This is a genomic window from Gymnodinialimonas ceratoperidinii (assembly GCF_019297855.1).
Classification (GTDB): Bacteria; Pseudomonadota; Alphaproteobacteria; order Rhodobacterales; family Rhodobacteraceae; genus Gymnodinialimonas; species Gymnodinialimonas ceratoperidinii.
Genome location: NZ_CP079194.1, coordinates 2390462 through 2416460, shown reverse-complemented (window position 1 = coordinate 2416460; position 25999 = coordinate 2390462). Strand labels below are relative to the sequence as shown.

At 63.4% G+C, this 25999-nt stretch carries 20 protein-coding genes; 10 read left to right on the top strand and 10 right to left on the bottom strand.

All coding sequences use genetic code 11. The annotated features are described in order from the left end of the window. Positions 1-17 precede the first annotated feature (17 nt). From KYE46_RS11675 to KYE46_RS11665, 3 genes are read right to left on the bottom strand one after another with little or no spacing between them, the layout of a single operon-like run. Positions 18-935, bottom strand: coding sequence for an MBL fold metallo-hydrolase (locus KYE46_RS11675; RefSeq protein ID WP_219000790.1), 918 nt, complete (start codon positions 933-935; stop codon positions 18-20). Next, on the bottom strand, positions 935-1375 hold the full coding sequence (locus KYE46_RS11670) for a YeeE/YedE family protein (RefSeq protein ID WP_219000789.1): 441 nt from the start codon (positions 1373-1375) through the stop codon (positions 935-937). Before KYE46_RS11670 ends, KYE46_RS11675 begins: the two co-directional genes overlap by 1 nt. Position 1376: 1 nt before the next feature. Then, a complete protein-coding gene (locus KYE46_RS11665; protein ID WP_219000788.1) occupies positions 1377-1811 on the bottom strand; it encodes a YeeE/YedE family protein in 435 nt (144 codons plus the stop codon). Between the two features lie 102 nt (positions 1812-1913). Between KYE46_RS11665 and KYE46_RS11660 the strand changes: the two genes are divergently transcribed. Then, the gene (locus KYE46_RS11660) at positions 1914-2222 is read left to right on the top strand and encodes an ArsR/SmtB family transcription factor (protein WP_219000787.1); all 309 of its coding nucleotides are present in this window, start codon (positions 1914-1916) and stop codon (positions 2220-2222) included. 38 nt (positions 2223-2260) lie between these two features. Here KYE46_RS11660 and KYE46_RS11655 read toward each other — a convergent pair whose 3' ends face one another. The 3 genes from KYE46_RS11655 to KYE46_RS11645 form a co-directional block, all read right to left on the bottom strand. After that, positions 2261-2725, bottom strand: coding sequence for a protein tyrosine phosphatase family protein (locus KYE46_RS11655; RefSeq protein WP_219000786.1), 465 nt, complete (start codon positions 2723-2725; stop codon positions 2261-2263). Then, positions 2722-4113, bottom strand: coding sequence for an MBL fold metallo-hydrolase (locus KYE46_RS11650; protein WP_247716975.1), 1392 nt, complete (start codon positions 4111-4113; stop codon positions 2722-2724). The genes KYE46_RS11655 and KYE46_RS11650 overlap by 4 nt, the downstream gene beginning before the upstream one ends. 252 nt (positions 4114-4365) lie before the next feature. Continuing rightward, positions 4366-5823 carry a pyridoxal phosphate-dependent decarboxylase family protein gene (locus KYE46_RS11645; protein ID WP_247716824.1) on the bottom strand — a complete coding sequence of 486 codons (1458 nt, stop codon included), beginning with the start codon at positions 5821-5823 and terminating at the stop codon, positions 4366-4368. A gap of 280 nt (positions 5824-6103) precedes the next feature. Between KYE46_RS11645 and KYE46_RS11640 the strand changes: the two genes are divergently transcribed. The 9 genes from KYE46_RS11640 (at position 6104) to KYE46_RS11600 (ending at position 19042) form a co-directional block, all read left to right on the top strand. Beyond that, a complete protein-coding gene (locus KYE46_RS11640) occupies positions 6104-7003 on the top strand; it encodes a sugar kinase (protein ID WP_219000784.1) in 900 nt (299 codons plus the stop codon). An 11-nt stretch (positions 7004-7014) separates the two neighbouring features. Continuing rightward, positions 7015-8106, top strand: coding sequence for a metallophosphoesterase family protein (locus KYE46_RS11635; protein ID WP_219000783.1), 1092 nt, complete (start codon positions 7015-7017; stop codon positions 8104-8106). Continuing rightward, a complete protein-coding gene (locus KYE46_RS11630; protein ID WP_219000782.1) occupies positions 8107-10725 on the top strand; it encodes an AAA family ATPase in 2619 nt (872 codons plus the stop codon). After that, positions 10715-11593 carry a LysR family transcriptional regulator gene (locus tag KYE46_RS11625; protein WP_219000781.1) on the top strand — a complete coding sequence of 293 codons (879 nt, stop codon included), beginning with the start codon at positions 10715-10717 and terminating at the stop codon, positions 11591-11593. The genes KYE46_RS11630 and KYE46_RS11625 overlap by 11 nt, the downstream gene beginning before the upstream one ends. A 94-nt stretch (positions 11594-11687) precedes the next feature. Continuing rightward, positions 11688-12488, top strand: a complete 801-nt coding sequence (locus KYE46_RS11620) for a putative hydro-lyase (protein WP_219000780.1) — start codon at positions 11688-11690, stop codon at positions 12486-12488. A 20-nt stretch (positions 12489-12508) separates the two neighbouring features. Continuing rightward, positions 12509-13531, top strand: a complete 1023-nt coding sequence (locus tag KYE46_RS11615) for a TRAP transporter substrate-binding protein (protein ID WP_219000779.1) — start codon at positions 12509-12511, stop codon at positions 13529-13531. Positions 13532-13588: 57 nt separating this feature from the next. Beyond that, positions 13589-14134, top strand: a complete 546-nt coding sequence (locus KYE46_RS11610; RefSeq protein ID WP_219000778.1) for a TRAP transporter small permease subunit — start codon at positions 13589-13591, stop codon at positions 14132-14134. After that, the gene (locus KYE46_RS11605; RefSeq protein WP_219000777.1) at positions 14134-15417 is read left to right on the top strand and encodes a TRAP transporter large permease; all 1284 of its coding nucleotides are present in this window, start codon (positions 14134-14136) and stop codon (positions 15415-15417) included. Before KYE46_RS11610 ends, KYE46_RS11605 begins: the two co-directional genes overlap by 1 nt. A gap of 67 nt (positions 15418-15484) precedes the next feature. Further along, on the top strand, positions 15485-19042 hold the full coding sequence (locus KYE46_RS11600; RefSeq protein ID WP_219000776.1) for a hydantoinase B/oxoprolinase family protein: 3558 nt from the start codon (positions 15485-15487) through the stop codon (positions 19040-19042). A 57-nt stretch (positions 19043-19099) separates the two neighbouring features. On the opposite strand, the gene KYE46_RS11595 is transcribed toward KYE46_RS11600, so the two are convergent. The 4 genes from KYE46_RS11595 to KYE46_RS11580 form a co-directional block, all read right to left on the bottom strand. Continuing rightward, positions 19100-19795, bottom strand: a complete 696-nt coding sequence (locus KYE46_RS11595) for a hypothetical protein (RefSeq protein ID WP_219000775.1) — start codon at positions 19793-19795, stop codon at positions 19100-19102. A gap of 126 nt (positions 19796-19921) precedes the next feature. Beyond that, positions 19922-23167 carry a chemotaxis protein CheB gene (locus KYE46_RS11590; protein WP_219000774.1) on the bottom strand — a complete coding sequence of 1082 codons (3246 nt, stop codon included), beginning with the start codon at positions 23165-23167 and terminating at the stop codon, positions 19922-19924. Positions 23168-23336: 169 nt separating this feature from the next. Continuing rightward, the gene (locus KYE46_RS11585) at positions 23337-23798 is read right to left on the bottom strand and encodes a hypothetical protein (protein ID WP_219000773.1); all 462 of its coding nucleotides are present in this window, start codon (positions 23796-23798) and stop codon (positions 23337-23339) included. Beyond that, the gene (locus tag KYE46_RS11580; RefSeq protein WP_219000772.1) at positions 23798-25870 is read right to left on the bottom strand and encodes an efflux RND transporter permease subunit; all 2073 of its coding nucleotides are present in this window, start codon (positions 25868-25870) and stop codon (positions 23798-23800) included. The genes KYE46_RS11585 and KYE46_RS11580 overlap by 1 nt, the downstream gene beginning before the upstream one ends. Positions 25871-25999: the final 129 nt, after the last annotated feature.

Below are 25999 nucleotides of genomic sequence, written 5' to 3'. Positions count from 1 at the left end.
GCCGGCGCTTGGGGCTCTCAGTCGAAGCGATTGACCGGCAATTTCAGGTAGTGATGGCCGTCATCCTCCGCCGGCGGGAGCCGCCCGCCGCGCAGGTTGATTTGCAGCGCCGCGAGGATGCGGTTTGGCAGCGACAGCGTCTCGTCGCGGGTCTGGCGCCGCTCGATATAGACCTCGCGTTCGGTGCCGTCCTTCACGTGGATGTTGTGCGCCTTGTGCTCGTCGACGGTTGCCTCCCACCTCGGCTCTTTACGGTCCTTCGTGCCGTAGTCGTGGCCGATATAGAGCCGCGTGTCGCCGGGCAGGGCGAGGATTTCCTGAATCGACTCCCACAGCTCTCCGGTGTCGCCGCCGGGAAAATCCGAGCGTGAGGTGCCCGCGTCAGGCTGCATCAGCGTGTCGTGCACGAAAGCCGCATCGCCACAGACATAGGAGATCGAGCCGAGCGTGTGGCCGGGCGACAGCATCACCTTTGCTTCCAGCTCGCCGATCTTGAAGGTCTCACCCTCCTCGAAGAGGTGGTCGAAATCCCGTTCCGCGTCAAAGGCATCGGGCAGATTATAGAGGTCCGCCCAGATCTTCGCGATTTGCGGCACCAACGCGCCGATGGCGTTCGGCGCGCCGGTGCGTTCCTTCAGTTGCGCCGAGGCCATGACGTGGTCAGCGTGGGGGTGGGTATCGAGCACCCATTCCACCTCCAGCCCGTGCTCCGCCACGAGGTCCAGCACCTGATCGATGGCCTCGGTGGAGAAGCGATAGTTCTTCGGATCGAAGTTCCACACCACGTCGATCAGCGCGGCTTTCTTGGTGGCAGGGTCGGCGCAGATATACTGGATCGACCCGGTGTCCGGCTCGTAGATGCCCCAGACGTCAGGACTCCCCGCGCCGGTCGAGGGGGAATGGCGCACAACGGGGGTGTTCAGGGGATCGCTCATCATACGGTTCCTTTCTTGCGGGGAAGGGAGAGGTCGGGGGTGTTTCGGGCGGCCCACATGCCGGCGAGCATGAAGGGCACGAAGATCAGGGTGCCCGTGGCCGCCATCGGCAGCGCGGTCAGGGCAGGGCCGGGGCAGAAGCCGCCCAAACCCCATCCGACGCCGAAGATCGCAGCACCGACAAGCAACGTCGGTTCCAGATCCTTGCGGGTGGGCAGCCGGAACTCGGTATCAAACATCGGCGCGTGTCGTTTGCGGAAGAGCCGGGCGAACCCCGGCGCCGTCACCGCGATGGCGCCACCCATCACGAAGGCGAGGCTCGGGTCCCACGTGCCGAAGAGGTCGAGGAAGTTCAGGACCTTGGCCGGATCGGCCATGCCGGAGATGATCAGCCCAAGGCCGAAGATCAGGCCCGAGAGAAGTGCGAAGATCTGTTTCATCTCACGCTCCGATCAGGTGCCGCATGACGAAGACGGTCACGAAGGCCGTCGCCATGAAGGTGAGGGTTGCCACGATCGAGCGGCCCGATCCCCGGCTGATGCCGCAGACACCATGGCCCGAGGTGCAGCCGTTGCCGTAGGTCGCGCCGAAGCCCACGAGGAGACCGGCGGCGGCCATGAGGACCGGGCTCGACGGCACCCATTGCTGCGGCCAGTCGCCCGAGACGAGCAGCCATAGCGGCGCGGCCAGAAGCAGGCCCAGAACGAAGAGCGCCGAGACGCCGCGGGCCTCTCCGTCCGAGGCGCGCTTGAATATGTTCGAGGTCAGCCCGCTGATGCCCGCGATGCGGCCGTTGGTGGCCATCAGCAGCACTGAGGCGGCCCCGATCATCACGCCGCCGCCAAGCGACAGCCAGGGGGTGAATTCCGTTTCCATCTTCCGTCTCCAACTGTCGCCCGCGATCTCGCGCCGGGCCGGACTTGTATCACTCTGCGGAGGATAGTATATTCGAACGGTATAATATTCAATGGACGTAATATGAAATTCTCTGACGACTTCCTCGACGGCGACATCTCGGGCGCTGCGGCGCTGATGACGATGCTCGCATCCGAGGCGCGGTTGCAGATCCTCTGCCGCCTGTTGAACGGCGAGCGGTCAGTGAATGATCTGGCGCAGGCCTGTGGGCTGTCGCAATCGACCATGTCGCAGCAACTCAAGAAGCTGAAAGAGGCCGGCTTGGTGGAGGGGCGCCGCGACGGGCAGACGATCTACTATAGCGTCAAGGGTCAGGAAGCCGCCGCGGTGCTGGAGGTGCTGCACGGGCTCTATTGTGACCGCAACAATTGATGTCGCGCGCTCAAGTGATCCCGGCGCAGCGAGCGCTCTCAGGCATTGGCCTTCTGGTCCGCATAGGATTCGACGAACTGGCCGATCTTCTCATCGGTCAGATCGATGCCGCGCGCCTTGCCCTCCTGCACCGCCGTCTCACCATCCCAACCCTTGTCAGCCGCCAACGCCATCAGCGTCATCGCGCCCGCGCGCTTGCCCGAGGCGCAGTGCAGGAACACCGGCTGAGGCAGGTCATCCAGCGACCGTCGGAACTCATCTACGAGTTCCGCATCAAGGCTGTCGGCAGTGACAGGGAAATGCAGGTAGTTCAGGCCCAACCGCTCGGCCTGCTGTCGCTCATCGTCGGGGCTTAGTCCCCCGTTCTCTCCCTCGGCGCGGAAGTTCACCACTGTCTTTGCCCCTGCCGAGGCCGCTTGCTTCAAGGTCTCGGTATCCGGGGTGAACAGCGCCACCGTGTGGTTTGGATCAATAGTTGCAATTTTCTGCGTGTTGTCCGTCATTCTTCCGTCTCCTGTTCAGTTGAGTAGCCAGCGGCAGTCCAGGCTTTCCAGCTTCCCGGGACATTTCGGATATTGGTGAACCCATGCGCTGCAAGCAGGCTCGAGGCGATGCTGGCGCGGAAACCACTGGCGCAATAGGTCGCGTAGGCCGCGGTCTTGTCGAGGCCGTCGAGTTTGTCGCGGAGCTCTCCCAGAAACGCGTGGGTGGCGTTGGGGATATGGCCGGCCGTCCATTCCTCGGGCTTGCGGACGTCGAGCGGCGTGACATTCTGGGCATCGTTCAGCTCATGCACAGACATCTGCGGGATTTGTTTAAGCGGTTTGCCGGCCTCACGCCAAGCCCCGATGCCGCCCGCCAGATAGCCGCCAAAGTCGGTAAAGCCAGTCCGCCAAAGCAAGCGCAGCACATTGTCCACGTCGGCGTCCTGTTCGAGCACCAGATAGATCGGTGCCTCGGGGTCGAGCAGCCATCCGGCCCAGACCGATAATTCAGGGCGGGCGCCGATGTTCAGGCTGCCGTCGATATATCCACCGCCAAAGGCCATCATGTCGCGCACATCGAGAAGCTGCGCGCCTTCCTGGGACAGGCGTTCGAAATCATCCACGTTCAGAGGAGGAATGCGCGGCAGGTTGCGCAGCACTTCCGGCCCACTGGAATTCACGTCCTTCATCCGAGGATAATGGGTCGGCACCGGCGGGGCGTCGTTCAGCATCTTGTCTTTGAACGCGTCGAGGTCCTCGATCTGCGCAAACCGGTTGAATCGCCGCTCGTATCCGATGGTGGAGGACATCCGGTCGCCGATGTCCGGGCCGCAGGCCGAGCCCGCGCCGTGACAGGGGTAGATGATCACGTCATCGGGCAGCGCCATGAATACGTCGCGCACGGTATGGAAAAGCCTCTCGGTCAGCTCCTCGGTCTGGTCATCGCCCAAGAGATCCGGTCGACCCACGCTGTCGACGAAGAAAGCATCACCCGACAGCACGCCCCAGGGCGTGTCCTTGTCACCATCGTAGAGCATGTACGCCATGTGCTCCGGCGTATGTCCCGGCGTAAAACGAGCCTGCATCCGCATCTCGCCGAAGGTGAACTCGTCGCCATCGCGCACAGGTTCATGGTCGAACCCGTACTCCGCGCCGCCTTCGCGGCTGACGTAAAGCTTGGCCTGTCCGCCGAGCCGATCCACGAGTTCGCGCGCCCCACTCAGGAAGTCGGCGTGGATATGTGTCTCGAAGACGTGGGTGATGGCCATGCCGAAGCGGCGCGCAGTCTCAATATAAATGTCGACATCGGGGCGCGGGTCGATCACCGCACAGACATGGGCCGCGTCATCTCCCAGAAGGTAGGAGCATTCGGCCACGCCGTCCGCGAGGATCTGTTCAAAACGCATCGTCACGATAGGTCCTCCTTGTTGAGGGAACGGAGGAAGGACGGCGGAGGTTCCAATATTCGCCGAACCTGAGGTGGAGTGAGCGGGCGATGCGCGCGCTGCGTACTCAACGGAGGGCCGGTTTTGGGGACACCGGAGGCGCCCTGACCTTCAATGAATTACCGGTCTGGGCCGACGATGGATGCGTCCAAATACCCTCGCGCGCATGTTCGAGCGGAAAACCACGAGGCAGCGTGAGAACGACACCGGGGTCTAAACGCTCCCTTCAGAACTGATCTCTATTGCGAGTCTTTCAACGTCTTCGAGGAAGCCGTCGATATCCTCACGCTGGGTGCGATGGTTGTTGAACGCACATCGCAACCCGTGCCTTCCTTGAACGGTCGTATCGGATGGGATCGCGAGGCCGCGTTCTTGGAGTCTCAGCATGATCTCGGTGTTCAGGGCCTTTGACGCTTCCTCGTCTTCAGCAATGTGACGGAAGCACACGATATTGAGGTCGACCGGCGCAATAAGTTCAAGCTGCGGGTGAGCCTTCACGCGATCGGACATATACCGCGCCAATGCAATATCCTTCGTGATCAGCCTGCCAAACTTGACAGCGCCCTTCTCCTTGAACGCCATCCAGATCTTCAACGCCCGAAACCCTCGGCTCAGCTCAAGACCATAGTCTGCAAGAAATTTGCCCGCTATCATCCCGCGCTCCTGCATTTGGAGATAGGGCCCGTGCATCTCGAATGTTGCAAAGTGCGCTTCAGGGTCCTTGATCAATACGGCCCCCGCTTCAAAGGGCGCATGGAGCCACTTATGTGGATCTATCGCAACTGATCCGGCTCGTTCCAAACCGTCCACCAGTTGCGCATGTTCCTGAGACAATCGCAGGACGCCCCCGATACAGCCGTCAACGTGGAACCAAAGACCTTCGCGTTCACAGACATCGGCGAGCGCGGTGAGGTCATCAATGGCGCCCGTGTTGGTCGTACCTGCCGTGCCGATCACGCAGGCGGGCTGTCGTCCCTGTGAGCGGTCATTGGCGATGGTCTCTTCCAACACGTCGAGCCGCATACGCTGGCGATCGTCGCTTGGAATTTCGACAAGTGCGTGCGCACCTAAGCCGAGGATCTCCAGCGCCTTTTGATGACAGCTGTGGACCTGATCGGACGCGTAAAACCGCAGCGGCTTCTCTAAGGAGGCAATGCCATCTTTGCGAACGTCGAAGCCCGCTGCCAAATTGCGAATGACGGTATGTGCCACGAGGTTTGCGACGGAACCTCCGCTGGTCAGCGTGCCACTTGCATTTTGGGGAAAGCCCGCGATTTCCTTCAACCAATCAACAACTTGCTGCTCAACCTGTGACGCGCCCGTATTGCCGCCTCCAAGATTGCTGCCTTCGACTGCGGCAAGAAAATCGCCGAGTGCGCCAGTAAAATTGCTGGATCCCATGTACCAGCCCCAGAAACGCGGATGAATGTTGCCCATGGCGTAGGCGGCAACGTTTTCGCGATAATCTTGATACACGTCGGCCAAAGGGGCCGGATCGTGGGGCATCGCGGTTTGAAGACGCGCCCGCACCTCATCGGGCATAGGGGTCCAGACAGGACGCTCGCGCACATGGGCCAAATGTTCAATCGCATCGTCCACCATCTGGTGGGCCATCAGGCGGGTCGCTTCCCAATCTTCGGGATCGAGTGTTTCTTCGATTAAATAATTCACAATTATGCCCCCAAAGCACGAAGCGTGCATCAAGGCCGGTGATAGAGCAAACCCTATGTTCTTGGATGGCGAAGCCGTCCAACCATTTCCGTAGGTCGTTCTGTAGCCAACGCAAGCGCACCTCCACCATCGCGACCCTCCAAAAACACCCGCCCGGAAACCCCCAGATCGCCACTGGTCATTCCGGACGGATTTGCGCAGTCTGGCCGTCAAACATCATCTACGCGGAGACACCCATGGCCTATTTGCAGAGCATTTTCCTCACACGCCGGGATCGCCCATGACGCGCATTGTCTCGATCGGCGAATGCATGGTGGAAATGGCTCCGACGGGGCAGGAGGCGACGTTCGAGAGGTCTTTTGCGGGCGATACGTTCAACACGGCTTGGTATCTCGCGCAGCTCGCGCCGGGTTGGCAGGTGGATTACCTGAGTGCTGTGGGCCAAGACAGCATTTCGGATGAATTCGTGGCCTTCGCGGCCGAGGCGGGGATCGGGACAAAGCACATCGCGCGCGAGCCCAAGCTTGGCATGGGTCTCTACCAGATCGAACTGACGGACGGCGAGCGCACCTTTCATTACTGGCGGGACACGTCGGCCGCGCGCAAGCTGGCGCGGGATGAAGAGGTGCTGGCGGAGGCTTTGCGGGGCGCCGATATCGTATTTTTCAGCGGCATCACCCTCGCAATCCTGACCGAGGAGGAGCGCGAAGTCCTTTTCGACACGATCTCGGAGGCGCAGGCCGATGGGGCCATCGTGGCCTTCGATCCCAACATCCGTCCGAACCTCTGGGACGATCCCGAAGACATGCGGGCCGCCATCATGGAGGCGGCGCTGAGCTCCGAGATCATCTTGCCGTCTTTCGACGAGGAAGCGGCCCATTTCGGCGACGCAGACCCCAAGGCCACGGTGAAGCGCTACCTCTCGGCAGGCGCGACCAGCGTTGTGGTCAAGAATGGCGCGGGCGTGGTGCAATATTCCTGCGGGGGCGAGGCGGGGTCTCATACGCCTGAGGCCGTGGCGGAAGTCACCGACACCACGGCGGCCGGAGACGGCTTCAACGCGGGCTTCCTCGCGAGCCTGATCGCGGGCAACAGCCCGGCAGAGGCCGTCGCGGCGGCCTGCAAGGTCTCGGGCAAGGTGATCCAGTCGCGGGGTGCGCTCGTGGGCGGCATCGGCTAGGCCTGCGCGCGATGTTCCGGTTCATCCATTCCTCTGACCTGCACCTCGGCAAACCGTTCGGGCGCTATCCCGAGGACGTCCGGGTGCGGTTGCGCCAGGCCCGGATGGCGTCGCTCGAGGTGCTGGCCGAGCGCGCCCGCGCCTCGGGGGCCGGACACGTCCTGCTGGCCGGTGATACCTTCGACCAGATGACGCCGGCGCCCAAGGTGATCCGGGATGCGTTGAACGCCACGGGTGCGGCCTCCGATATCACGTGGCTAGTCCTGCCCGGCAACCACGACCACGCCAATGCGACCGAGCTCTGGCGGACCTTCACGAAAGATGCGCCGCCCAATGTCACCGCGCTGCTGACGCCGGAGCCAGTGGCCTTGAGCGAGGACGTGACCCTCCTGCCGGCCCCGCCGACCGAGCGTCATCCCGGCCGCGACCTGACCGAATGGTTCAACGATGCGGCAACGGGCGAGGCGCTGCGCATCGGCTTGGCTCACGGCTCGATCCGGGGCTTTTCCTCGGAGGACGGCGGCGCCTCGGTGCTATCGGCAGACCGCGCGCGGGAGGCCGGGCTGGCCTATCTCGGATTGGGCGACTGGCACGGACAGCTGAAGATATCTGAGACCACGTGGTATTCCGGCGCGCCGGAGGCTGACAGTTTCAAGCATGACGCCGCCGCCACGGCGCTATTGGTGGAGCTTGACGGGCAGGGCGTGCGCGTCACACCGCAGCCCACCGCGGCGTTGAATTGGCGGGCGCTCGAGATCGACCTGACCGGCGAAGAGACCGAGATTTCGCTGCCGCAAGACGCGCGGTCCGATACGTTAATGTCGTTAACCGTGACGGGCCACGCGGGCCCGACCTTGCGCCGGAAGGTTGAAGCCGACATTGCGCAGGCCTCGCCGGATTTCCTTTGGGCGGAGGCGACCCTCGACGCCCTGCGGCTGATCCATGACACCTCCGATCTGGACCAGATCGACCGCCACGGCGCGCTCCGGGCGGCGGCGGACGTGCTCGCCGCCGAGGCCGAGGATACCTCGCGGACACCGGAGGAGCGCACGACCGCGCGCACCGCCTTGTCCTACCTTTTCTCTTACGTGGGGGAGGATTAGATGCGATTGCGCGCCCTCCACCTTGGAAACGTCCGGAAATTCGCGGGCAAGAAAGCCTCGGTCACCGGGATCGGCGATGGGATCACGGTGGTCTCGGAGGCCAATGAATTCGGCAAATCCACCTTTTTCGACGCCCTCCACGCGCTGTTCTTCGAGAAATACAGCTCGGCCGCCAAGACGGTCAAAAGCCTGCAACCCTACGCCAAGGGCGCCGTGGAAGTGGCCGCCGAAATCGAGACGGACGAGGGGCGCTTCCGGGTCGAGAAGACCTTCCTGCAGCGCAAATCGGCGCGTGTCCTGCGAATGTCAGACGGCGCGGTCATCGCCCAGGATGACGGCGCGGAGCGTTGGATCTCCACCGCCCTAGGCTCTGACAAGAACGGGCCTGCCGGGCTCCTATGGGTGCGGCAGGGCGCGATCGGGCTTGATCCTGACACTCGGGACGAGACGGTCAAGCAATTGGAAACGCGCCGGGATTTGCTCTCCTCCGTGAGTGGCGAGATCGACGCCATGACCGGCGGGCGCCGGATGGACCGGGTGATGAAACGCGTGGCGGAGGAGTTGAAGACTCTGGTCACGGCGACGGGCAAGCCCACCGGTGAGTGGCGCGCGCTGAATGGCGAAATCGCGCAGATGGAGGCCGAGCTTTCAGAGCTGGACGCGCAGATCGACAAGCTCTCAACCGCTCTCGACGCGCGCAAGCAGGCGGAGAACCTGTTGGCGCAACTCGACCAGCCCGATGCCCGCGCCGCGCGCGCGGCGGGCTTGGCTCAGGCCGAAGGGGCGCTGGAAGAGGCGAAGGCCCACGCAGGCCGGGTCGCGGCGGCGGAACAAGCGCACAAGTTGGCGCAGATCGAGGCGCAGACGGCGCGGGGTCGGTTGGATGAATTTCTGGCGGCGCTCGAAAGACTTGCCAGCGCGCATAGCGCCATGGAAGCCTCGCGCGGTGCCCTTGAGGAAGTCGCATCCCAAACGGCGCAGAAAGAGGCCGCGTTCGAGGTCGCGAAAGCGGCGGCGGATGGCTCCACCGCAGCGGTTACGGAGGCTCGCGGTGTTCTTGACGCTGCGCGCAAGCAGGCCGCCGCACAGGCCGCGAAGGCGCGGGCTAAGGGGCTGGAAAAACAGCTGCAACAGGTTGATGAGGTAGAGAAAAAACGCGATGCCGCCCGCGCAAGGATCGCAGCATCCGCTGCAACGCCGAAGTGGCTGGCCGCCGTGGAAGAGGCGCAAAACGCCGTCGCGGCGCAGACTGCCGCGGTCAACGCACAGGCCGCGACGCTCGCGGTCACCTATTCCGGCGCAGCCCGCGTGACGCAGGGCTCGGAGGTGCTGTCAGACGGCGTTCCGGTCATGCTTTCGGGGTCGACCGATTTCGAACTGCCCGGCATCGGGTCGCTGCGGGTCGACGTCCCCGACGGCGGGCGCGAGGCGGCCGACGCTCTCTCCGCGCGCAAGGCTCGTCTGGCGGAGGTCTTGGCAAAGGCGGAGGCGCAAACGCTGGCCGAAGCGCGGGACCTTGCAGCGGCACGCGCGCAGTGGGTTCAGAAATTGCAGACGGCGGAGGCGGTGTTGCAAACGCTCGCGCCGCAGGGGACCGCGCCGTTGCGCGCCGAGAAAGCCGCCGCCGATCTCGCCGGGGCAGGGGCTGACGATGCGCCGCTCCCCGCTCAGGATGCCTTGGAGGCCGCGCTCACCAAGGCGCAGGCGGAGGACGCGGAGGCGCAGGCCGTGTTGGCGCGCGCCAGTGCGAGCCATGCCGCCGCGCGCGAGGCGGCGATTCATTCGCAGGCGGCGGCGCAGGCGGCCCAAACCGCACTGGAAGCCGCGCAGGCCAAGGCGGGACACACCGAGACGCGGGATGCCACGAAGGCTGATCTCATCCGAACCGACGCGCAGGCACAGGAAAACGCGTCCGCGAAGGCCGAGGCTCTGGAGAATATGCGCGCGCAGGCGCCGGATCTGGGCACGGCGCAAGCCGAATGCACCCGCGCGCAGAACGCGGTCACGGCTGCGGAAGGGCAGTTGCAAAAGCTACAACTTCGCATCGCTGCCCTGTCAGCCGAAATCCACGCACAGTCCGAGGCGGGCATCGAAGAGACGCGCGATACGCTCTCGGGACGCCTGGACGCCGCGCGGGCGAAAGAGGCGCGTCTGGCGAACAAGGCAGCCGCGCTGCTGCGCTTGCGGGCGGCGCTGGAGGCCGAGCGGTCCGCGGCCCGGGACACCTATTTTGGGCCGGTTCAGAGGGAGTTGGCGCCGCTGTTATCGATCCTCTACGACGAGGCCGGGCTGCAGTTCGATACGGATAGCCTGTTGCCCTCGGGGCTGACACGGGCGCAGACGGAAGAGCGGTTGGACGACCTGTCAGGCGGTACGCAGGAGCAGATTGCGATCCTCACGCGGCTGGCTTTCGCCCGGCTGTTTCAGGGACAGGGACGGCACATGCCAATCGTGCTCGACGATGCGTTGGTCTACTCCGACGACGCGCGGATCGTGAAAATGTTTACGGCGTTAACCCGCGTCGCTCAGGAGCAGCAGATCCTCGTGTTCACCTGCCGGACAATGGCGTTTCTGGAACTGGGCGGCACGCGACCAGAGGTCGATATCCATGACCTTTGAGCAGATCAGAACCTTTCTCTGGGTCGCGCGGTTGGGCGGGTTCCGCAAGGCGTCGGAACGGCTGAACCTGTCGCAGCCCGCTGTCTCGACACGCATCTCGAACCTCGAGGCGGAGCTTCAGGTCCTTCTTTTCGACCGGGGGCCGGGGCAGATGATCCTCACCAAACATGGGCAGCAACTGCTCGCCTATGCCGAGCAGTTGCTCTTCGTAGAGGAGGAGATCAAGAACCGCGTCGGCAATGCGTCCGAGACCGAGGGTCTGTTCCGCGTCGGCGCCGCCGAGACCATCGCGCAGGCTTGGTTGCCGGACTTTTTGCAAGTCTTTGCAGAGACTTACCCGAGGGTTAACGTTGACCTGACCGTCGATATCTCGGGCTCGCTGCGCGACGCCTTGGTGGAACGGCGGTTGGATCTCGTCTTCCTCATGGGGCCGGTTTCGGAATTCTCGGTCAAGAACGTGGCGCTGCCGCAGTTCGATTTGCACTGGTACCGCGCGGCGCATCTGGGAGATATCGACTTGGGAGAAATCCCGGTCATTTCCTATTCCTCCCGGACGCGCCCGTACCGCGAGTTGACGACCGAGCTCGCGGGGCGCGTGGGCCCGAAAATGCGTTTGTTTTCATCGGCCTCGCTCTCCGCCAGCTTGCGGATGATCGCGGCGGGTATCGCCGTGGGACCCTATCCACGCGTGCTGGCCACGCCGTTTCTGGACGCGGGACAGGTGGTGGAATTCGATCCCGACCTGCCGCTCACACCGCTGGAATTCACCGCGTCCTACATGGCTGAGCCGCGTAGCTTTCTGATCGAGACCAGCGCCGAGATCGCCCATGACGTGGCCGAGAAATGGCATCGCGCGCATCCCGCGTAGTGATCCGAAAATTCTATCACCTCATATTTAAAATGATAATTTGATACGAAGCCGCCCCCTGTGACAAGCTAGGTCCGAGCCTATGGGGGACTCGATGAACCTGCGTGACGAACAAGATGTGACCAAGATCCGCGCGGCGATACGCGCGGGCTCGTTTACGGGCCATACCTCGGGCATGGCGCCCGGCAAATTGCAGTGCAATCTCGCGATCCTGCCGGCTGAATATGCGCTCGATTTCCTGCGCTTCTGCCAGCGCAATCCCAAGCCCTGTCCGGTCGTGGGCGTGAGCGAGACGGGCGACCCGATGCTCCCGACCCTTGGCCGCGACATCGACATCCGCACCGACGTGCCGCGTTACCGCGTGTTTCGTGACGGCGTGTTGAGCGAAGAGGTTAACGACATTAACGATCTGTGGCGCGACGATCTCGTGACGGTCGCGCTCGGCTGTTCCTTCACCTTCGAGAACGCGCTGATGCGCGCCGATATTCCGGTTCGCCATATTGAGGATGGGGTGAACGTGCCGATGTTCCGCAGCAACATCCCATTGGTGCCCGCCGGGCCCTTCCGGGGTGACATGGTCGTGACGATGCGTCCGATCCCCGAGGACCTCGTCACGCAAGCCCATGATATCAGTGCGAAATACCCTCAGGCTCACGGGGCACCGATCGCGACGGGGGATCCGTCTCAGCTTGGGATCGCAGACCTCTCAAAGCCGGACTACGGCGATCCGGTCCAGGTTCGCGCGGGTGAAGTGCCCGTCTACTGGGCCTGCGGCGTCACCCCGCAAAACGTACTTCTCGATGCGAAGCTCCCGCTTTGCATCACCCATTCCCCCGGTCACATGCTGATTTCCGATGTGGCCGAGGACGCCGAAACACCGATTTACCAACAATAAACGCAACAAGGAGAGACACCATGAAACATCTTTCAGCCATTCTCGTCGCGACCACCGCGCTCGCCGGCGCGGCGCAGGCGCAAGATCTGTCCGTCGTCGGCAGCTGGTCCGGCCTGCCGCTGCACGGTCAATACGAAGTCCCGTTCTGGACGGAAACCATGACCGAGGCGGGCTTCAACGTGGAGCTGACGACGCACAACCAGATGGGCCTGGGGCTGTCGGAAGTTTACCCTCTCTTGGGTCAGGGCGTTTACGACGTTGCGATGACCGTGGGCGATTACGCGGTTGGCGACGCGCCGGAATTGGAAGGCCTGGACGTGCCACTCGTCGCCTTGAGCGCGGATGAGGCGCGCGCGATGGTCGACGCGGCCCGTCCCATGGTCTCGGACATTTTCCGCGACCGGTTCAACGCCGAGGTTCTGGCGATTGCGCCTTACCCGCCGCAGGTTGTTTTCTGCAACGCCGAGATCACGTCGCTCGACGATCTGGAGGGTCTGAAGGTCCGCGCGTCGGGTCGGATGACCGCGCTTTTGCTTGAGGCGCTTGGCGCTGAAGGCGTGAACGTCGCGTTCTCCGAGGTCCCGGGCGCGCTACAGAACGGCGTGGTCGACTGCGCCGTGACCGGGGCCGGTTCGGGCTATTCCGCGGGCTGGTGGGAGGTTTCCACCCATCTGCTCCCGATCCCGCTCGGGGGATGGGACCCGGTCGTCACGGCGATGAACCTCGACACCTGGAACGGGTTGAGCGCAGATGCCCAGTCCACGATCCAGAGCCAGATCGCCGCCGAATTCGAAGACCCGGCATGGGCCTCTGCCCAGGACGCCTTGGTTAACGACATCGCCTGCCTGACCGGCAACGGCGAATGCCCGGCGGGTGAGGCGCGCGACATGGTGCTGGTCGAGGCGTCCGATGCCGACTTCGAACGCGCCCGCGAGGTTCTGACCACCGACGTGCTGCCCGATTGGGCCGAGCGTGCGGGCGGTGACTGGGCCGAGCGCTGGAACGCTTCTGTCGGTGAAGTTGTCGGCGTCACCATCGAATAATCTGACAGGGCGCGCGGGACGGCTCGCGCGCCCGATTTCTTAACAGGATTAACCCCTATGGAACTGGCCTTGATCGACAAGCTCCGCCGCCTCAACCGCCTGATCGCGCTGATCGTGGGCGTGGGCCTTCTGGGGGTTGCCGCCTTCGTCGTCCTCGACATCGCCATGCGCCAATTCAGCGAAGGTTTCGGGGGCACCGATGAAATCGCGGGCTACGCGATGGCGCTGGCCACCGCATGGGGCATGTCCTTCGCGCTGCTGGAAATGGGCCACGTTCGGATCGACCTTCTGCGGTCGCGCACCGGCACCACGGCGAAGGCCCTGTTCGACGTTTTCGCAATGATCTGCATGTCCGGCGTCGTCGTCATGGTGGCGATCAAATCTTGGTCCGTGGTGGAGCGGGCGTTGACCAATGGCAGCCGCGCCAACACGCCGCTCGAGACGCCGCTGATCTGGGTTCAGGCGCCATGGTTCGCCGGATGGGTCTGGTTCGCGATCATGTCCTGTCTTGTCACCCTCTGCGCGCTCAGCCTCGTTCTGCGCGGTCGATTTGCAGAGACCGAGCCCTTCGTGGGCGCTTTCTCCGAGCAGGATAGCCTCTGATGGTCACATATATTTCAGTCGGACTTCTCGGCCTCCTCGCGCTCTCGATTCCCGTGGGTATCGTATTGTTCCTGCTCGGTTTTGGGGTCGATCAGTTCTTCTCAAGCTTCCCGCTGTCGCGGGCGCTCGGCAACATGGTGTGGACGTCTTCGAACTCCGCCACGCTCATCGCGATCCCCTTCTTCGTGCTGTTGGGCGAGGTTCTTGTCCGCTCCGGCGTCGCGACCCGCACCTATGCCGCGCTTGATCGGTGGGTGAGCTGGCTGCCGGGCGGCTTGGTGCATGCCAATGTCGCGACCGCCACGATGTTTTCGGCGACCTCCGGCTCATCCGTGGCGACGGCCGCGACTGTCGCGACGGTGGCCATGCCGCAAGCCGAGAAGCTCGGCTACGACCCGAAGCTCTTTTCCGGCGCGATCGCGGCAGGCGGCACTCTGGGGATCATGATCCCCCCGTCGATCAACCTGATCGTCTACGGCTTCCTGACCCAATCGAGCATCCCGCAGCTGTTCCTTGCTGGCCTGATACCGGGCGTCGCGCTCGCGTTTGCCTTCATGGTCGTTGTGGCGCTGATCTGCCTGATCCGGCCGGAGTTGGGCGGCGTGCGGCGCACCTTCCCGTTCCCGCAAATGTTAAGGGCGTTAATAGATCTGGTGCCGATCCTGATCCTCTTCGGCCTCATCGTCGGCTCGATCTACCAGGGATGGGCAACCCCGACCGAGGCGGCGGCGGTGGGTGTCGCCGGTGCCTTCGTCATCGCGGCGTTCTTTGGCGGCGTGAACCTCACCATGATCCGCGAGGCGCTTCTGGGCACCATGAAGATCACCGCGATGATCATGTTGATCGTCATCGGCGCCTCCTTCCTCAACTTCACGCTCGCTTCCGCCGGTCTGGGGCGCGAATTGACGGCCTTCATGGAGGGTCTGGGACTTGGACCCTTTGGCTTCATCATGGTCGTGGTCGTGCTCTACATCGTCCTTGGCTTCTTCATCGAAACGCTTTCGTTAATGGTGGTAACCATTCCGATCATCGTGCCGATGGTGCTGGCGCAGGGCTACGACGCGATCTGGTTCGGCATCTTGATGATCGTGCTGGTGGAGATGGCCCTGATCACGCCGCCGGTGGGATTGAACCTCTACGTGGTTCAAGGCGCGCGGAAATCAGGTTCGCTGAATGAGGTGATGTTGGGCGCGATCCCCTTCGCGCTTGTCATGCTGGCCATGGCATTCTTGCTGATCGCCTTCCCGCAAATCGCGCTCTGGCTGCCGAACGCGCTTCAGTAGACCGTTAACGGCGTTTACGTTTTGACTGCGGGGGCCCGGGGCCGCCTGCAAACAGGAGAGAACTGACATGTGGCAATTCTGGGTAGACCGAGGTGGCACCTTCACCGACATCGTGGCCAAGACGCCCGAGGGGGACCTGAAGACGCACAAGTTGCTGTCGGAAAACCCCGAGGTCTATCCGGACGCGGCGGTTCACGGCATCCGCGAGCTTCTGGAACTCGGCCCGGAGGACGCCTTCCCCGAGGGACAGGTTAACGCCGTTAAGATGGGCACGACTGTTGCGACAAACGCGCTGCTGGAGCGGAAGGGTGAGCGCACGCTGCTCCTGATCACCCAAGGCCAGCGCGACCTGTTGCGCATCGGATACCAGAACCGGCCGCGCCTGTTCGATCTGAACATCAAGCTTCCGGAACTGCTCTACGACGATGCGATCGAGGTCACCGAACGCCTTGCCGCCGACGGTGAAGTCATCACGCCGCTGGACGAAGTTCGTGCGCGCGCCGAACTGCAGAAGGCCTATGACGAGGGCTATCGCTCGGTGGCGATCGCGCTGATGCATTCGTATCGGTTCTCCGATCATGAAAGCCGCTTGGGCGAGATCGCCGCGGAAGTGGGGTTCACCCAGATTTCCCTGAGCCATCAGGCCTCTCCCCTGATCAAGCTGGTCGGCCGGGGCGACACGGCGGTGGTCGATGCCTACCTTTCGCCGATCCTGCGGCGCTACGTGGATCAGGTCGCGGGCGCCCTGTCGCAAGACGCGCGCCTGATGTTCATGCAGTCCAACGGCGGATTGACCGACGCCTCGATGTTCCATGGGCGCGACGCGATCCTTTCGGGGCCCGCAGGCGGCGTCGTGGGCATGGTGCGCACGGCGGCGGCGCTCGGCTACGACAAGCTGATCGGCTTCGACATGGGCGGCACCTCGACCGACGTGTGCCACTACGCGGGCGAGTACGAGCGCTCGTTCGAGACCGAGGTCGCCGGCGTCCGGATGCGCGCGCCGATGATGTCGATCCATACTGTCGCGGCGGGCGGCGGCTCCATCCTCTCCTACCGCGATGGGCGCATGCAGGTGGGACCCGAAAGCGCCGGAGCCAATCCCGGACCGGCCGCCTACCGCCGGGGCGGGCCGCTGACGGTGACCGATTGCAACGTGCTGCTTGGCAAATTGCAGCCCGAGCATTTCCCCGCCGTCTTCGGGCCGAATGCCGACCAGCCGCTGGATAGCGCAGTCGTGCGCGAGAAATTCGAGGCTCTGCGCGCCGAGATCGGACCCGAGAAATCGGTCGAAGAACTGGCCGAGGGCTTCCTGCGTATCGCTGTCGAAAACATGGCTAACGCCATCAAGAAAATATCCGTGCAGCGCGGCTATGATGTCACGACCTATACGATGAACTGCTTTGGCGGGGCCGGGGGGCAGCATGCATGCCTCGTGGCAGATGCCCTTGGGATGGAGCGTATTTTCATCCACCCCTTCGCCGGTGTCCTCTCTGCCTTCGGCATGGGCCTCGCTGACATCCGTTCGATGAAGGAACAGCAGTTGGGGGCCGCGATTGGTGATGATGCCAGCGCCGCGATGGCCGCGCTCAGCCAGTCCGCGCGCGATGAGGTGGCGGCACAGGGGCTCGACGCGCAAGACATCCACGTGATCGCATCGGCACACATCCGGCCGCGTGGCGCTCAGCAGAGCCTGTCTGTGCCCTTCGGCTCGGCGCAGGAGATGACGGAAGCGTTCTCCGAGGCGCACAAGCAACGCTTCGGCTTCGCACCCGACACGTCCGACCTCTTGCTGGACGTGCTGGTTGCCGAGGCCGTGGGCGAGACCGGCGAAGGCGTGGCACTGCCCGATCCGGGCGCGGAGGCGCGGCAGGAAACGGCGGTGAGATGCGTCTCAGGCGGAGAGTGGCGCGACGTGCCCCTCGTCGACCGTACCACGCTTTCGGTGGGCGAAACGGTGACCGGCCCGGCGATCCTGACGGAGCCTACGGGCACCAACATGATCGAGGCCGAATGGCAGGCCACCGTCGCGGAAGGCGGCAACCTCATCGTCGAAAGGACCGTCCCGCTTGAGCGCGCGGAGGCCATCGGCACGCAGGTCGACCCGGTGATGCTGGAGGTGTTCAACAACCTCTTCATGTCGATCGCAGAGCAGATGGGCGCGACGCTCGCGAACACGGCCTATTCGGTCAACATCAAGGAAAGGTACGACTTTTCCTGTGCCATCTTTGACGAGGCCGGAGATCTGGTCGCCAATGCGCCGCATGTTCCCGTGCACCTGGGCTCCATGTCCGAAAGCGTTCGAACCGTGCTGCGCATCAATGCCGGCAAGATCAAGCCGGGCGACGTGTTCATGATGAACAATCCGTTCAACGGCGGCACCCATCTGCCCGATGTGACGGTCATCACCCCGGTCTTCGACGCGGACGGGACCCGGATCATCTATACGGTCGCTTCGCGCGGGCACCACGCGGACATCGGTGGCAAGACGCCGGGTTCGGCGCCCCCGGACAGCCGCGTGATCGAGGAGGAGGGCGTGGTGATCGACAACTTCCTTCTGGTGAAGGAAGGCACGTTGCAAGAGGCCCAGACCCGTGAATTGCTCGCCTCGGGCCAGTATCCCTGCCGCAATATCGATGAGAACATGGCCGATCTGGCGGCGCAGATTGCCGCGAACGAGACCGGTGCGGAGGAGCTTCGCAAGATCACCCGCCAATTCGGGCAGCAGACCATCCACGCCTATATGGGGCACGTGCAGGATAACGCCGAGGAAAGCGTGCGGCGTGTTCTCGACGTGCTCAAGGACAGCGCGTTCACTTATCCGCTGGATACCGGCGCACAGATCAAGGTGAAGATCTCGGTCGACAGGGAAGCGCGTTCCGCAACGCTGGATTTTACCGGCACCAGCCCGCAATCGGAGTTCAACTACAACGCGCCCCTCGCAATTTGTCGTGCCGTCGTGCTCTACGTGTTCCGCACCTTGGTGGGCAGCGACATCCCGATGAACGAGGGATGTCTCAAGCCGCTCAACCTTATCGTGCCCGAAGGCTCGATGATTAACCCGCTGCCGCCCGCGGCGGTGATTTCAGGCAATACCGAGGTGAGCCAGGCCATCGCCGACACGCTCTACGGCGCGCTTGGCGTGATCGCCGGGAGCCAGGGAACGATGAACAATTTCGTCTATGGCAACGAGCGTTACCAGAATTACGAGACGATCTGCGGCGGCACGGGGGCCGGCGACGGCTTCCACGGCACTTCGGCCGTTCATTCCCACATGACCAACACGCGGATGACCGATCCGGAGGTTCTGGAGACGCGGTTCCCCGTGCGGGTCGAGGAATTCTCGATCCGCAGCGGCTCCGGCGGCGCCGGGCGATGGCAGGGCGGTGAGGGGATCACCCGTCGCTTGCGGTTCAACGAGCCGATGACGGTGACCGTGCTGTCGTCGCACCGGGACGTGCCGCCCCACGGGGTGGCTGGCGGCTGTCCGGGCGGCGTGGGCGAGAACCTTGTGCACCGTGCCGATGGTCGCGTTGACGCGCTGAAAGGCAACGATCAGGCAGAGCTTGAGGCTGGCGATATCTTCACCATGCGCACGCCGGGCGGCGGCGGATACGGCGCGCCCTAGAAACTGGTGGCTTGTGGGGCGCGACACGCCTTGCAAGCCACGCTGGCGGGCGGGAGCTCAATCCAGATTGCGGATTACGCGCAGGGTCTGAAAATCCTCCTGGTCCGGCTCGGCCGCGACCAGCGTGGGGCGCGGCTGGTGCCTGGCGTAGCTATGGGCCTCCAGTCGCCCGAGCTCGCGCTTGACGAGTTCAACCTGGTAGAGAAGCTGCTCCTTGGACTCCCGCAGGCGGGTCAGGGCCGTTTCCAGATCCTGACGGCTGCTGAATTCGAAGCCACCGACCTCATCGACGGAGACGATGTTGAGCGCCGGGATCAGGACCCAATCCAGCGCGTCGCGGTAGGCCTTGGAATTGAGCCTGTCGAGGGGATGGCTGAAGCCGTCATCGTCGATCAGCGCGTCGTGCGGATTGCCTGCAAAAGTCCCGAAACGGACCAAAACGCGCGACGGCTTGTCCCCGTGATCGGAGTAGATCACCCGCAACTGGCTGAAGGAAATGCCGGGCAGGTTGAGGGTGAAATCCGGGTTCGAATAGACGCCGTCGCGATCCGAAAAACTGTCGAGGATCGGCCGGAGGGCGTCGACCAGTTCCTTGCGAAAAACCTCTTCGAAAGGTTTTTCCTTAACGAAAGTAACACGATGGCGGTGATCCGGCTTGGTAATGACGATAGCCACAGCAACCCACGGCTCTTTCGGAGCCGCGTTGGATAATGTGATGGACAGCCCGTCCGCAAATCGCGCCTCCGGAACCATGAATCCTCCGATTGTCAAAACCCTGTCAATTTATACTCAATAATCATTAAATTTGTATTAATGGTCAATTTTTTGCAGCGAAATTTTACGGTCAGAGCGCGCGACGCCGGCCGTCAAATCCGCGGGTCAAACGGCTCTCACATAGCCATAGATGCTCGTAACCGTGCCGCTGCGGTCCGTATTGGTGCGGCAGCGGCCTTCACAGGCGAGAAATGAGCCATCGCGGCACATCATCCGCGCGGAGAATTCAAACGGCGCGCCAGAGGACAAAGCGGCGTCCCAATGCTCTCGCATCATGCTGCGGTCGTCGTGATGGAACAGCTCGATCATGCCTTGGTCCGGCGGCAGCGGCGTATCGGCGTCATAGCCCAGGAGCGCTTGGAAACCGAGGCTCCAATAGGGCACATCGTTCACGGTGTCACAGGAGAAGAAGGCCTGACCGGCCTCTTTTTGCAGGCTTTCCAACTGGTTGATGAAGAGATCGGCCGAGGCATGTTCCGTCACATCACGGAAAATGCCGATCAGGCGTGAGGGCTTGCCGTCGGCATCCGTCATCCGCGTGCCCGCCGACTCGACCACCCGCGTCTTGCCCTGCGTGTTGATCAGCCTGAGCGTGAATTGGAACGGCTCACCGGTCTCGACACAGTGCTCGATGGCGTTTTCGACCGTGGCGCGATCATCTGGGTGGTAGAAGTTGATCCCGTTCTCGATCGAGGGCAGCGGATCGTCGGGACCAAGCCCATGGATTTTCCGGACCTCGTTGGACCAGAACAGCTTGTAGGTGTTCAGATCGACCTGCCAATGGCCGATCTTTCCGAGGCGCTGGATCAGTTCGACCGCGGTGCCGGTGGAGATGTCGTCGACGACCGTGGCGACGACGCCCATCACGTCGCCGGATTGGTTGCGGAAGGGGGTGACGTCGAGCAGCTTGACGGTTTGCCCGTCGTTGAAAACCACGTGCCGGTCGTCGCGGAACTTGAACACGTCGTTGCAGATCGACGCCAGCGACGCGAGCTCGACCGGCAGGGTGCATTGCGAGAGGTGGACGCCGGTGGCCGGAAGATCCTCGATATTGAACCGCGTCATTGCGGCAAGGGAGGCCCGGCGCACGATCAGCGCGTGGTCGATGACCAGAACCGGGAAGGGCACGACCTCCAGCGTGGCGGCCAGCTCGGTCGTGACCCGTTGCAGCTCCGAGGAATTGACCTGCAGTTCCTCGTTGACGGTGATCAGTTCTTCGTTGGTCGACTGAAGCTCCTCGTTGGAGGTTTCGAGCTCTTCATTCGTCGCCTGAAGCTCCTCGTTAGTGGATTGCATTTCCTCGTTGATCGATTGCAGTTCCTCGTTGGTGGTCTGCAATTCCTCGACCGTCTGTTGCAGCGCTTCGCGGGTCTGGGCGACCTCGACTTCCATCTGGCGAATGTAGATTTGCCGCTCGTTCTCGCTGAGCGCGTCGGTCTTTTCGACCTGCGGGTCCTTGGTGCGGGTTTCGAGCGCGACCAGAAGGTGGTCCTCGCCGGAATCCGATCCGTGCAGCGGGTAACAGACGCAGCGTGCCTGGTTGAAATCGGCCCCGGAGATATCGTGCCAACGGCCCGCGCGGCGCTCGCGGGTCTTCATGGCGGTGGCGATGAGGCCCTGGATCTCGTCGCCGAGGGGCTTGCGCAGGTTGCGGATGCCGATCCAGAGCGGCGCGTTCTCGGAAAGCTCGGTCAGATGCGAGATGTCGCCGATTACCCGGATCATCTCGCCGCTGTGGGTGATGACAAAACCGTTGGGCGCGACCGCACGGGCGAGCGTGTCGAACATGGCGGTGTCGGAGGGCGTGCGGTGCTGGCTCTGGTCCGAGCGGTTGGCGAACTGCGGCGGTGCCTTGCGACCATAGCCACCGCTGCCGACCTCGAAGCGCGGCGGATTGCTGACGCTGATGCGGCGCTTGGAGAATATCTTGTCCGCGCCGGCCCGCATCTCGAACAGGCTCTCCATGTTGCCGACGGTCTCGGAGGTGCCCAGAAACAGCATGCCGGTGCTGTTCAACGAATAGTGGATGCGATGCAGGACGCGGCTTTGCAGGGCAGCGTTGAAGTAGATCATGACGTTGCGGATCGACACGACGTCGACGTTGAGAAACGGCGGATCGTGGAAGATGTTGTGCATCGAGAAGAGCGTCACGGCGCGCAGTTCGGGCTTCACCTCGATGCGCCCCTCGTGGACGGTGAAGTACTTCTCGAGCATGGGTTCGGGAATGTCCGCCGCGGCGGTGATCGGGTAGGAACCGCGCCGCGCCACTTCCAGCGCGCGGTCGTCGATATCAGTGGCAAAGATCTGCAACCGCGACTTCTTGAGCCTTTCGATGCCGCCCATCGCCTCGGCCAGAATGATCGCGATGGTATAGGCCTCTTCCCCCGAAGCGCAGCCCGCGACCCAGATGCGGATCTGGCCGAGGTCCTTGCGGGCGACCAGTTCCTCGAACTCCTTGCGCAGGCAATCGAACTGGTTCTTGTCGCGGAAGAAGCGGGTGACCGAGATCAGCAGGTCGCGGTACAGCGCCTCCACCTCGTCATTGGAGGTGCGGCAATAGGAGACGTATTCGTCGTAATTGGTGATGTCCAAGGCCGACATGCGTCGATTGATCCGGCGCGCGACCGTGTTTTCCTTGTAGTCGCGGAAGTCCACATTGGTCCGCGCCAGCAGGATGTGGAACAGGTCGGACATCTTGCTCGGGCGTTCGTGAAGGCGGCGGAGCTGGTCGAAATTCCGCGGGCTCGCGAGGATTTTCGAGAGGTGCTCGCCAATCTGTTCCGGCGAAAGGGTCAGGTCGATGCAGCCCGTTTCCGTCGCCGATTGCGGCATGCCGCTGTATTTTGCCGTGGTCAGGTCCTGGGCGATGGTAATGCCGCCCGCTTCGCGCACCGCCTGCACACCGTAGCTGCCATCGCTGCCAGTGCCCGAGAGAACTACACCCACGCAATGCTCGCCAGCGTGATGCGCCAGCGAGGTGAACAGCCGGTCGGCCGACGGCTTGGGCGAGGCGGGATGGCCCGCAGGCTCCACCAGACGCAGCAGGCCGTCCTTGATCACGACGTCCGTGTTGGGTGGGGTGATGAAGATCGTATTGGCCTGAGGCTCGGTCCCGTCGGTTATCTCCACGACCGGCAGAGGCGTCTCGCGCGAGATCAGGGCGGTGAGCAGGCTCTTGTGGGTCGGCGACATGTGCTGCGCCAGAATGTAGACCGCGTTCACGTCCGGCGAGAGGTTCTGCACGAGGGTCGAGACAGCCTCCAGCCCACCCGCCGACGCGCCGATGCCCACGAAGAACGGCTGGTCATCGTATTGGTTTTCGGTCTGATTTTCCGCTGCGTCCTCGGTCACCGTCGATCTCCCCCCCTGCGTTGGGGGAAATCTGTCATAACGTCCTGAGAATTCGCAAGTGTGCAGTTCGGAGCCCTGCGGAGGAACCCCGCAGAACCCGGATTTCGAGGGTGAATAGGCTCAGATGTGACCCTGGGGCCGCAACTTCGGTGTTGCAGTTTGGCGCCAGTTAGCGCGACTCGAACGTTAACGTGCCGGTCAGCCTCTGGGGTCCCATGGCCGTCATCTCGACAACCAGCGCCCCGTCGGGGCCGGGGGCGAAGGCCACGCCTTGCCCGTCATCGGATGCCAGCTCCATCCGGGTCTCGGAATAGATACCCATGACATCCATCTGCGCGTCCTCAGCGCCCGAGAAAACCACGGCGCCCTGTGCGTTCGTGCCGTCAACCGCGACCTGCCATTGGCCCTCGAACCGGCCCTGAACCGTGGCGCAGCCGAGCGTGCCGCCCCAATCCATTTCGGACGCTGCAGCGGCGTCGAGCGTGCAGCGGATGCGCAGGCGGGCGCCATCGGGCGCGGTCAACCGCGCGGTGGTGCTCCACTCTCCCAACATCCAAGCGGGAATCTCGGCCATGGCCGGAACGGGGAGCGTGGTAGCAAGAGCCAGCAACAGAACTGAGGTGCGACGCATCAAATTTCCTTTCGACGGACCAGTCGGATCAGCGCAGGCAGAAACCAGAGCGCCGCGACCAAAGCCATCCATAGCGCCGAGATGACGAAAAGGCCAAACTGCGGCATCGAAGCGGTCGCACTCAGCAAAGTTGCGCCGAAGCCGAGCGTCATGATCAGGGTGGAGGCAACCATCGGCGGGCCTGCGAAGCCCAATGCCTCGCCCAAGCGCGTCCCGCGCGGCCCATTGGAGCGCTTCCAGCGGTTCAGGTAGTGAATGGTGTTATCGACCGCGATGCCGAAGGCCACGGTCAGGGCAATGGCCGCCGTCATCGTCATGCCCCGACCGGAGAGGTAAAGGACCCCCTCGATCGCCATCATCGGGAGCGCGCTGACTGCCGTGGCCAGCACGGCCAACGGCAGCGACCGCTGAGAGATCGCCACGACGAGGGTGATCGCCGCAAGCGCGATGTAGAACGACGAGCGCATCGCGTCGACGGTCTCGGGCACGACCTCATGGGCGAGCAGGGATTGCCCGGCCAAGCGTGCGACGCTGTCCAGCTCGGCCTCTTCAAGCCCGGTCTGCAAACGCTCCAGCTCGGCGCCGAAACGCTCGGGGCCATTGCCAAGCGGGACCAGAACCGGCAGCGCGACTGCAAGCCCGTCGTCGGCACGGAAGCGTTCGGGCACCATCGGCGTCTCGTCGTCATCCACGGCGCTCGGCCCGCTGAGTGCCAGAGAGGCGACGCGCGCGATCCGGTTGCCGTCCTCGGGCGAGAGGCCGGGTGAGCCGTCGGCGTCATCGATCATCACGAAGAGACTGGCGGAGCCCAGACCTTCTTCCTCCATGAATTGCAGATCATGCCCAAGGGGGCTGTCATCGCGAATATGTTCGGACAGGGAGAAGTCCGGCTCGGTGCTGTCGACGCCGGGGATCAGCCCGATCACCACGGCGAGCGCGATCACGGCCATGGTGCGCGGGTGGCGTAGGCCGCTTTGGGCCGGGGCCATGACGAGGGAGAAACCCGCGGGATGGTTGATCTCTCCGCGGATCAGGAGGCGGCTGAGAAGGGGAAACAGGAGGTAAACGGCGACAAAGCCACTGAAGACGGCTGCCGGGCCCCATACGGCGAGCCCCCAGAGCGCGTCGCTGCCTGCGAAACCGAAACTCGCCAGAGCCAGCGCCGAGGTGAGCGACGTCATGAAAGCCGCCGGCATGACATTGTGCACGGCCTTTTCGAGCCCGCCTTCCTCTCGACTGGCGTAAAACAGGTGCAGCGTGTCCGCGAAGGCCAGCACCATGACCAGCATCGGCAGGGTCGCAAGCCAAGGGTCGAGGGCGTGACCCGCCCATCCCAGAAGCCCGAGGAACCACAGAACGCCGCAGATCGCGGGCGGTGCGCAGACCGCCACGGCGCGGACCGAGCGCAGGATCAGTGCGGCGACGATGATGCAGATGAGTACGGCGACCGGGGTCACGAGCATCTGGTCGCGCAGAAGATTTGCCGAGATCTGACGCTCCACTTCGGCCTGGCCCACCGCGGCGACATCCAGAGGGGCTGCGGCCTCGATCAAGGCGGGCAGGGCGCTGGCGATGTCACCCCGCTCAGCGCCTTGCACCGCAATGACATGCAAGAGCGCCGCGTCCCGGGTGGAGCTGACCAGTGCGCCTGCGGCGGGACCGGCTTCGGCAAAGGTTTCGAAACGCTCCGCAAGGGGGGCGGTGTCATCGGCAAGGATCAGAGGCGTCGTCGTACCCTCGGCAGGCAGCGAGAAGAGGCTGACGACTTCGGACACCCCATCGGTGAACTGCAGGTCGAGGATCAGATCCTCCAACGCCGCAAAGGCCTCCGGCTCCGCGAGATCATCGGCGCGCACCAGAAGCGCCTCGTCCGCGGCGCCAAGCTCGAACCGTTCCTGAAACGCCTCGTAGGCGAGATAACCCTCGCTGTTGCCCGAAAGCGCGCTGATGACGTCGGCCTCGACCTCGAGCGAGCGTATGCCCCAAAGTGCAAGAAGTGTGATCGCCAGTGCCAGCAAGCCCCTCAGCCACCGCGCGGTGCTGATCCTTCTCGCAGATTTTGCGTCCGTCATCCGGTCTCGCCTGTTGTTTATCTCGGCACCACGGAAGCTGTGCCTCATTGGCTCGTTTCGTTGTCGTTGACCGAACGTAGCACGCAATGCCCAACTGACGAGATAGAGAACCGTTTGGACTATAATCAG